A 9,864-nucleotide genomic window follows, 5' to 3' on the forward strand; every position below is an offset into this window, starting at 1 on the left:
TGCCGGTACCGACCGCGCGATCATCCCCTGTGACACTGACGATCTGGCGCAGGCGCTGCTGGCCGAGCCGCAGGCGACGCTGGTGGCGGGGGCGACCGATGTGGGGCTGTGGGTGACCAAGTTCATGCGCGACATCAGCCCGGCGATCTTCATCGGCCATCTGATGAAGGAGATCGCGGTCACCGATGACATGCTGGAACTGGGCGCGGGGGTGACCTATTCCGAGGCCGCGCCGCTGATCGCCCGGCACATCCCCGAGGCGCATGATTACTGGCTGCGCATCGGCGGCTGGCAGGTGCGCAACATGGGCACGATCGGGGCCAATATCGCCAACGGCTCTCCGATCGGGGACACGCCGCCCTTGCTGATCGCGCTTGGGGCGCGGATCGTGCTGCGGCGGGGCGATGTGCGCCGCACGCTGGCGCTGGAGGATTTCTTTCTGGATTACGGCAGGCAGGACCGCGCGCCCGGCGAATTCGTCGAACGCATCCTTGTTCCGCTGCGCCCCACAGCCCGCAGCGGCGCCCGGGCCGGGACCGACAGCGGCGCCGATGCCGCGCCCGGCCCCCGGACCCTGATCGCCGCCTACAAGATCACCAAGCGCCGCGACAGCGACATCACCGCCGTGGCGGCGGGGTTCTGCCTGCAGGTCCATGGCGGGATCATCACCGAGGCGCGGCTGGCCTTTGGCGGCATGGCCGCGACCCCCAAACGCGCCGCCGGGGCCGAGGCCGCGCTGCGGGGCCAGCCCTTTACCCAAGCCAGTTTCGAGGCCGCCGCCCGGGCCGTCGACGGGGATTTCCAGCCGCTGTCGGACATGCGCGCCAGCGCCGCCTATCGCGCGACGGTGGCCCGGAACCTCTTTCGCCGCTTCTGGCTGGAACAGGGGGCGGGTGCCGATCCCGACCGACCCGTGCGGCTGAACCACGCCGTCCCGCAGGCCCTGCGGCAAGCCGTTGCAGCCGAAGCCCCGCCGTTTCCTGGGGCCGAAGCCCCGCCGTCTCTCAAGGCAGGAGAATGACCATGAAGGACGACACCGCACCCCAGGCCACCCCGCAAGAGACCCGGCTGACCGGGCAGGCGCATCAGGACACGGCCCATGACAGCGCCGTCAAGCATGTCACCGGACAAGCCGGATATACCGACGATCTGACCGAGCCCATGGGCACGATCCATGCCTATCTGGGCCTGTCGCAATGCGCCCATGGGCGGATCCGGTCGATGGATTTCACCGACACGCTGGCCCATCCGGGCGTGCTGGGGGTGCTGAGTGCCGCCGATCTGGCGGGGGTCAACGATGTCTCTCCGGCGGGCCATGGCGACGATCCGATCCTGGCTGACGGGCTGGTCCGGTTCTGGGGCCAGCCGGTCTTTGCGGTCATTGCCACGACCCGCGATCAGGCGCGCCGCGCCGCCCATCAGGCGCGCATCGATTACGATCCGCTGCCGCATGTGCTGGACCCGATCGCGGCCCGCGACGCGGCAGCGCGCAAGGGAGACAGGAGTGACGCGGCAGCGCGCGATGAAGACAGGGGCGACGCAGCAGCGGGCAAGGGGGCAGCACAGACCGGGGCAGCACAGACCGGGGCAGCGCAGACCGGGGCAGCGCAGACCGGGGCAGCGCAGACAGAGGCAGCACAGACCGGGGGCGCGCAGGATGACGACAAGGGCTATGTCACCCCGCCGCTGACGCTGCGCCGGGGGGATGCGCCCGCCGCCATGGCCCGCGCGCCGCATCGCATCACGGGCCGCTTCACCATCGGCGGGCAGGATCATTTCTATCTGGAGGGTCAGATCGCGCTGGCCATCCCCGGAGAGGATGACGAGATGGTGCTGCATGTCTCGACCCAGCATCCCAGTGAGGTGCAGCACATGGTCGCCCATGTGCTGGGCGCGCCCGCTCATGCGGTGGTGGTGAATGTGCGCCGGATGGGCGGCGGGTTCGGCGGCAAGGAAACGCAGATGAACCTGTTCGCCTGCATCGCCGCCGTCGCCGCGCGGCGCTGGAACCGCGCCGTCAAGATCCGCCCCGATCGCGACGACGACATGACCGCCACCGGCAAGCGCCATGATTTCGTGGTCGATTACGCGGTGGGCTTCGACGATCAGGGCCGCATTCTGGCGGTGGAGGGCGATTGGTACGCGCGCTGCGGCTTTTCCGCCGATCTGTCGGGGCCGGTCACCGACCGGGCGCTGTTTCACGCCGACAATGCCTATTTCTATCCCGATGTGCGCCTGAGCAGCCATCCGATGCGCACCAACACCGTCAGCAACACCGCCTTTCGCGGCTTTGGCGGCCCGCAAGGCGTGATCGTGGCGGAACGGATGATCGCGGACATCGCCCATGCGCTGGATCTGGACCCGCTGGAGGTGCGCAAGCGCAACCTCTATCAGAACGGCCAGCTGACGCCTTATCATCAGCCGGTCACCGATCAGATCCTGCCCCGGATCTTTGCCGAACTTGAGGTCAGCAGCGATTATCCCGCTCGCCGCCGCGCCGTGCTGGACTGGAACGCCCGGATGAACGCGTGCGGCGGCGTGATCCGCAAGGGCATCGCGCTGGTCCCGGTCAAGTTCGGGATCAGCTTCACCGCCACGCATTTCAACCAGGCGGGCGCGCTGATCCATGTCTATGCCGATGGGTCCATTCAGCTGAACCATGGCGGGACCGAGATGGGGCAGGGCCTGAACACCAAGGTCGCCCAGATCGTGGCCGAGGCGTTCCAATGCGACCTCTCGCGCATCAAGATCACCCGCACGACCACGGAAAAAGTGCCCAACACCTCGGCCACCGCGGCCTCGTCGGGGACCGATCTCAATGGCATGGCGGCGCTGGATGCGGCCGATCAGATCAAGGCCCGGCTGGTGGATTTCGTGGCCGGACGCTGGCAGGTGGCGCCCGACCGGGTGGCCTTCCTGCCCGGCCATATCCGCGCGGGCGATCATCTGATCCCCTTCGATCAGGTCATCAAGGCGGCCTATATGGCGCGGATCCATCTGTCGGCGGCGGGGTTTTACAAGACGCCCGAGATCCATTGGGACCGCGCGACGGGGCAGGGGCGGCCCTTTTATTACTATGCCTATGGCGCCGCGGTGGCCGAGGTCTCGGTCGATACGCTGACCGGGGAATATGTCACCGAGCGGGTCGATATCCTGCATGATGCGGGCCGCTCGCTGAACCCGGTGATCGACAAGGGCCAGGTCGAGGGCGCCTTTGTCCAGGGCGCAGGCTGGCTGACCACCGAGGAATTGTGGTGGGACGCCAAGGGCCGCCTGCGCACCCACGCCCCCTCGACCTACAAGGTGCCGCTGGCCTCGGACCGCCCCCGCATCTTCAACGTGGCGCTGACCGACTGGTCCGAGGCCGCCGCGCGCACCATCAAACGATCGAAAGCCGTCGGAGAACCCCCCTTCATGCTGGGCATCAGCGTCTTCGAAGCCATCACCATGGCCATCGCATCAACCGGAAATCCCAAAACCCCCGTCCATCTCGACACCCCCGCAACACCCGAACGCGTGCTCATGGCCGTCGAGGAAAGGCGGTGATCAGGGTCAGGGTCACAGCGGCGAAGGGATCGACCCCGCGCGAGGCGGGGGCGTGGATGATCGTCACCCCGGACGCGACGCAAGGCACCATCGGCGGCGGCCAGCTGGAATACATGGCCATCGACCGCGCCCGTCAGATGCTGGCGCGGGGCGAGGCCGAGGCGCGCATGGAAATCCCCCTTGGTCCTGAGATCGGGCAATGCTGCGGGGGCCGGGTCACGCTGATGCTGGACCGTCATGCCCCCGACAGCCCCAACCAGCCCAGGGCGCTGATCTTTGGCGCCGGTCATGTGGGCCGGGCGCTGGCCCGGGCGCTGGAGCCTTTGCCCCTTGATGCCACCCTGATCGACAGCCGGGCCGGGGAACTGGCGCTGGCCAGCGGCCCGACCCTGCTGACCCCCTTGCCCGAGGCGCAGATCCGCGAAGCCGCGCCCGGCACGGTCGTCGTCATCGTCACCCATGATCACGCGCTGGACTTTCTGCTGGCCGCCGAGGCGCTGGCCCGGTCCGATCTGCCCTATGTCGGCATGATCGGCAGCGCCACGAAACGCGCGCAGTTCAGCCGGTTCGCCGCTGCGCGCGGCATCGATCCGGCGCCCCTGATCTGCCCCATCGGGGCGGGCTTTTCGCGCGACAAGCGCCCCGAACTGATCGCCGCCTTCACCGCAGCCGAGGTGATGGCCCATCTGACCCATTTTTCTGCAAGGACATCCGCATGCAACAGCTGATCCGGGGCCGCGTTCTGGACTTTCACGCCGACCCTCAGGACACCGACGACAATCACCGCTTCTGGGATGATGGGGCGGTCCTGATCACAGACGGCATCATCACCGCCTGCGGGGATCACGGCGATCTGACGCGGCAGGGCGCGATCCCCGCAGGCGTGGCCGAGGTCGATCACCGGCCTCATCTGATCATGGCGGGCTTTATCGACACCCATATCCATTTCCCGCAGGTTCAGGTCGTGGCGAGCTGGGGCGCGCAACTGCTGGACTGGCTGAACGATTACACCTTTCCCGAAGAGGCGCGTTATGCCCGGCAGGGCCATGCCCCCGTGATGGCCGAAGCGTTTCTGGACCTGCTCAACGCGCATGGCACGACCACGGCGGTGGCCTTCTGTTCGGTTCACAAGCAATCGGCGGATGCGCTGTTCACTGCCGCCCATGCACGCAATATGGCGATGGTGGCGGGCAAGGTGATGATGGACAGGAATGCCCCGCCCGAGGTTCTGGATACGCCCCGGCAGGGCTATGACGACAGCCGGGCACTGATCGCGGAATGGCATGGCAAGGGTCGCCAGCGCTATGCGATCACCCCGCGCTTTGCCATCACCTCCAGCCCAGAGCAGCTGGAGTTGGCGGGCCAGCTGGCAACTGAGCATCCCGATTGCCACATCCAGACCCATCTGTCCGAGAACCGGGCCGAGATCAATTTTACCTTAAGTCTGTATCCCAAGGCGCGGGATTATCTGGATATCTATGACACCTATGGCCTGTTGGGGCCGCGCACTCTGCTGGGCCATTCCATCCATCTGGAACCGCGCGAGATCGCGCGGATGGCCGAGACGGGCAGCCGCGCGGTGTTCTGTCCGACCTCGAACCTGTTTCTGGGATCGGGGCTGTTCGATGCGGGTGGCTTGCGTGATGCCGGGGTGGTGCAGGGCATCGCCACCGATATCGGCGGCGGCACCAGCTATTCCATGCTGGCGACTCTGGCCGAGGGGTACAAGATCCTGCAATTGCAGGATCAGCGTCTGCATCCGCTGGCGGCGTTTCACTGGGCGACGCGCGGCAATGCGATCGCGCTTGGGATGGAGGACCGGATCGGCACCCTTGCGCCCGGCAGCGATGCCGATCTGGTCGTGCTGGACCCCCGCGCCACCCCCGCCATGGCCCTGCGCATGGATCGGGTCGAAACCCTGGCGCAAGAGCTGTTCGTCCTGCAGATCATGGGGGACGACCGCGCCATCGCCCAGACCTATGTGGCGGGCCGGGCGATGAAAGCCACGGACGGCTAGGGCGCCGGGGGAACCCATCGCCCGATCCGCGCCTTGATGGCGATGGAACAGCATCCTGATCTGCAACGGTTCGACCGTCTGGAACATCTGTCTCGCCGCCTTGATGCCGCGTTCCGCATCCCCGGAACGCGGTTTCGCATCGGCTATGACGCGATTGCGGGGCTTTTGCCGGGGATCGGCGATATGGCGGCGGCCCTGCCTGCGGCGTGGATCCTGCTGGAAAGCCGCCGGATGGGGCTGCCGCGGTCAAAGCTGATCCGGCAGGGGGCGAATGTCGCCATCGATACGGTCGTGGGCAGCGTTCCCCTGCTGGGCAGCCTGTTCGACATGGGCTTCAAGGCCAATCTGCGCAATGTCGCGATCCTGCGCGCCCATCTTGAGGGGGTGCATGGTCCGCTCTCTGTCATCCGGACTTTCCCCGACACCAAGATGCCCGACACCAAAATGAAGGACCGCTGAATGGCCAAATTCGTGATTGCGATGGGGGCTGCGCCCCATCTGAAACTGTCGGCCTCGGGCGATGATTTCCATGCCTCGGGACCGTTCATGGCGTTCGACAGCCATGACGCGGCCTTCGATTTCGTGGCAGCGCAAACCGAGACACCGCCGCTGCAGGGCGTCCGCGCCGTCATCGTCGAGGATCTGGCGCTGGAGGATGAGGCGCCCGACTGACGCCGTCATCGGCGTGTCTCTGCCGAAGCCCGGGGCATGGGCGCGCCTCAGCCTCTTTGCGGTTGTCACCGTTCCCCCTGCATCCCAGAACGATGGCAGACACGGCAAGGGGCGGGCATGGGCATGAGGCATTTTTCGACATCGCGGCGCATCGCGGTCCTTGGCGCCGCGCTGTTGGCGCTGGCCAGCTGCGGCGGCGATTCCGCGGGCTTTGGCAAGCCGCGCCACAGCGAGCTGAACTGCATGGAGCGCGCCATCTATTTCGAGGCGAACCGGTCCAGCCGCGACGGCATGGTCGCCGTGGGCAGCGTGGTGATGAACCGCGTCGCATCGGACCAGTTTCCCAATTCGGTCTGCGGCGTGGTCGGGCAAAAGAACCAGTTCGCGCCGGGCGTTTTGTCGCGCCCCATCGATATCGGTCGCGTCCCCGAGGTCCGGCAGGCCGCCCTGTCGGTGCTGCGCGGAGAACGGCATCCCCATGTTGCCAATGCGATGTTCTTTCACACCCACGGATACCGCTTTCCCTATGATAACATGCACTATGTTCTGGTCGCGGGCGGCAATGCCTTTTACGAAAAGCGCCGCAGCCATCTGGTGACGCAGCGCACCCCGCCGCCGCCGATCGAACAAAGCCGTTTTCGCTAGCCGGCGGGCGCGCCCTAGGCTTCACCCCGGCGGCGAAGCGCGATAGAAGGGCGGGGAACAGGGCGCCTGCGGGCGCCGTGACCCCTGCATCCGAACCCAAAGGCGCTTTCCCATGGCCGACGATCTGCTGAACAGCTTCAAGACCGGACCCGATGAACAGGGCCGCTTTGGCATCTATGGCGGGCGCTTTGTCTCCGAGACGCTGATGCCGCTGATCCTGCAGCTGGAGGCCGAATACGAACGCGCCAAGACCGATCCGGCCTTCTGGGACCAGATGAACGATCTGTGGACGCATTACGTCGGCCGCCCCAGCCCGCTGTATTTCGCCGAACGCATGACCGAGCATTTGGGCGGCGCCAAGATCTATATGAAGCGGGACGAGCTGAACCATACCGGCGCGCATAAGATCAACAACGTGCTGGGCCAGATCCTGCTGGCGATCCGCATGGGCAAGACGCGGATCATCGCGGAAACGGGCGCGGGCCAGCATGGCGTGGCCACCGCCACCGTCTGCGCGCGGTTCGGGCTGAAATGCATCGTCTATATGGGCGCGCATGATGTGGAACGCCAATCGCCCAACGTCTTTCGCATGCGCCTGCTGGGGGCCGAGGTGATCCCGGTGACCAGCGGTCGCGGCACGCTGAAGGATGCGATGAACGATGCGCTGCGCGATTGGGTGACCAATGTGCGCGACACGTTCTATTGCATCGGCACGGTCGCGGGGCCGCATCCCTATCCGGCCATGGTACGCGATTTCCAGTCGATCATCGGCAAGGAGGTCCGCGAACAGATCATGCCGCGCGAGGGGCGGTTCCCCGACACGATCATCGCGGCCATCGGCGGCGGATCGAACGCGATGGGGCTGTTCTATCCCTTCCTCGATGACAAAGAGGTGCGGATCATCGGCGTCGAGGCCGGGGGCCGCGGCGTCGACGACCGGATGGAGCATTGCGCCAGCCTGTCGGGCGGGCGCGCGGGCGTGCTGCATGGCAACCGCACCTATCTGCTGCAGGATGATGACGGCCAGATCCTGGAGGGGCATTCGATCAGCGCGGGGCTGGATTATCCCGGCATCGGGCCGGAACATGCCTGGCTGAAGGATATCGGTCGCGCCGAATATGTCAGCATCACCGATGACGAGGCGCTTGGCGCGTTTCAGCTGTGCTGCGCGCTGGAAGGCATCATTCCCGCGCTGGAACCGGCCCACGCGCTGGCCCATGTGATCAAGATCGCGCCCGACCTGCCCGCCGACCATATCATCGTGATGAACATGTGCGGACGCGGCGACAAGGACATCTTCACCGTCGCCAAGCATCTGGGCTTTGACCTGACGGTCTGACGCCGATCAATCCGGCGGCGGTTTCAGCGACCGCCGCCCGCCCCTCCGCCTTCGGGGCGCAGGGCCATGGGGCAGGGCGGGCGCCTTATTCCCCGTCCTTTTCGGCATGGCGCTGCAACAGCTCCAGCGGGACCAGATCCAGCGCGCGTTTATGGGTCGAGGCCAGCACCACCACCGGTGCCGCGAATTCCTGCGCGGCCTGCAGAAAGCGGCTGGCACACAGGCACCAGCGCTGGCCAGCCCGCAGGCCCGGAAAGCCGAATTCCGGGCGTGGCGTGGTCAGGTCATTGCCCAGATAGCGCGACATGGCCAGAAATTCCTCGGTCAGGATCACGCAGACCGTGTGGCTGCCCCGATCCTCGGCCCCCGTATCGCAACAGCCATTGCGATAGAACCCGGTCACCGGCCGGGTCGAGCAGGGCTGCAGCGCGGTGCCCAGAACATTGATAGACGGCTCCATCGGCGTCTCCCTTTTGCAGGGCAGCCTAGGACGGGTGGTCCGGCAAGGGAAGGGGGCAGGGGGTCACAACTGCCGGGGCTGCCAGCGGATCCATCGCCCGTGAAAATCCGCCCGCCCAAGCGACCAGTCGCGCCGCACCCCATCCCACAGCGTCAGATGCAGCCCGGCCCCGTCGCCACCATCCGCCTCCATCGCGACATGGGCGATCGGCGCGTCGGGCGTGGCAGCATCACCGGCGCGGGTCAGCGCGGCGGTGCAGGCGGCGGCGGTCGCGGGCGGAAAATACTGCGCGGCGACGGTGTGAAAGATCATCGTCAGCAGGCCCCGTGCCGGTTCCGACAGCTGCGCCGTCAGCCATGCCCCCGCATCGCCCCGGTCCACCTGCGGCGGATCAGCGCGCGCCATGTCCAGCGCCGCGCGCAGCCGGGCCAGCCGCGCCTGCTGATCGGCCCAGCAATAGGCCATCAGCCGCAGCCCGTCGCGACCGGGATCCAGCGGGTTCAGATCGACGCCCCGGCGGCTGGCAACGGTGATCGCGGCCTTGGGCATCGGCCCCTGCCAGTCGGGGGTCAGCACGACATCCTTGTCAGCGGCGCCCGCGCCATCCGCGCCCAGATGATAGCGGTCGAAATTCAGGTTCAGCCCGGCCGAGGCGCCCAGTTCCAGCAAGCGCAGCGGCAAAGGCGACAGGCCCGCAAGGTGCCGCGCCGCCCCGATCAGCACGGCGGACCGGGCGACCTCGTTCGTCTGCGGCGGGCTGTCCAGCCAGCCCATGATCGTGTCTGCATGATCCCTCAGCATGCGGATCAGCAGATCCTGCGGCAAATCGGCTGCGGCATAGGCGCGCGCCAGATCGGGGGCGGCCCCGGTCAGCACCAGCGCGTGCAATGCCCCGCACAGCCGCAAGGGCAGGCTGTCGGCATTCCCCGAGGGATCGCCCGGCCAGCCCAGCACCCGTGCGGCCAGTGGCCCCGGGCTGGCCTGCAACGCGCCCGGCAGATCGCGGCACAGCGCGGCGGTCAGGGCCGATCCAAGCGCTTCGCAGGCGCGGGACTGTCGCTCAAAGGCGTCGATGACGGCGCTCACCTCACTTGAACCGATCGGTCAGTGCCCGCAGCCGGTCCGCAAGTGATGCGGGTTGGGCATCCTCGGGCGCCGGGGCGGGCTTTGGCTGCGGGCACTGAC

At 67.2% G+C, this 9,864-nt stretch carries 10 protein-coding genes; 8 read left to right on the top strand and 2 right to left on the bottom strand.

Annotated elements, in window-relative coordinates; genetic code table 11:
- From EG885_RS20550 to trpB, 8 genes are all read left to right on the top strand, one after another.
- Positions 1-1,021, top strand: a 1,021-nt coding sequence (locus EG885_RS20550; RefSeq protein WP_207392362.1) for an FAD binding domain-containing protein, incomplete at its 5' end; no start/stop codon positions are given.
- 2 nt (positions 1,022-1,023) lie between these two features.
- Positions 1,024-3,546 carry a xanthine dehydrogenase molybdopterin binding subunit gene (xdhB, locus tag EG885_RS20555; RefSeq protein WP_242679773.1) on the top strand — a complete coding sequence of 841 codons (2,523 nt, stop codon included), beginning with the start codon at positions 1,024-1,026 and terminating at the stop codon, positions 3,544-3,546.
- Positions 3,543-4,274, top strand: a complete 732-nt coding sequence (gene xdhC, locus EG885_RS20560; protein WP_131578387.1) for a xanthine dehydrogenase accessory protein XdhC — start codon at positions 3,543-3,545, stop codon at positions 4,272-4,274. The genes xdhB and xdhC overlap by 4 nt, the downstream gene beginning before the upstream one ends.
- Positions 4,262-5,563 carry a guanine deaminase gene (gene guaD / locus EG885_RS20565; RefSeq protein ID WP_131578389.1) on the top strand — a complete coding sequence of 434 codons (1,302 nt, stop codon included), beginning with the start codon at positions 4,262-4,264 and terminating at the stop codon, positions 5,561-5,563. Before xdhC ends, guaD begins: the two co-directional genes overlap by 13 nt.
- A gap of 42 nt (positions 5,564-5,605) precedes the next feature.
- On the top strand, positions 5,606-6,022 hold the full coding sequence (locus EG885_RS20570) for a DUF4112 domain-containing protein (protein ID WP_242679774.1): 417 nt from the start codon (positions 5,606-5,608) through the stop codon (positions 6,020-6,022).
- Positions 6,023-6,235, top strand: coding sequence for a hypothetical protein (locus EG885_RS20575; RefSeq protein WP_131578393.1), 213 nt, complete (start codon positions 6,023-6,025; stop codon positions 6,233-6,235).
- Positions 6,236-6,352: 117 nt separating this feature from the next.
- On the top strand, positions 6,353-6,880 hold the full coding sequence (locus EG885_RS20580; protein WP_379107074.1) for a cell wall hydrolase: 528 nt from the start codon (positions 6,353-6,355) through the stop codon (positions 6,878-6,880).
- 112 nt (positions 6,881-6,992) lie between these two features.
- Positions 6,993-8,219, top strand: coding sequence for a tryptophan synthase subunit beta (gene trpB, locus EG885_RS20585; RefSeq protein WP_131578395.1), 1,227 nt, complete (start codon positions 6,993-6,995; stop codon positions 8,217-8,219).
- A gap of 85 nt (positions 8,220-8,304) precedes the next feature.
- On the opposite strand, the gene EG885_RS20590 is transcribed toward trpB, so the two are convergent.
- Positions 8,305-8,679, bottom strand: coding sequence for a DUF2237 family protein (locus EG885_RS20590; protein ID WP_131578398.1), 375 nt, complete (start codon positions 8,677-8,679; stop codon positions 8,305-8,307).
- A 63-nt stretch (positions 8,680-8,742) separates the two neighbouring features.
- Positions 8,743-9,765, bottom strand: a complete 1,023-nt coding sequence (locus EG885_RS20595) for a DUF2332 domain-containing protein (protein WP_131578401.1) — start codon at positions 9,763-9,765, stop codon at positions 8,743-8,745.
- Between the last annotated feature and the right edge of the window lie 99 nt (positions 9,766-9,864).

Origin of the sequence: Paracoccus nototheniae (assembly GCF_004335005.1) — a bacterium.
In the GTDB taxonomy this organism is placed as follows: Bacteria; Pseudomonadota; Alphaproteobacteria; order Rhodobacterales; family Rhodobacteraceae; genus Paracoccus; species Paracoccus nototheniae.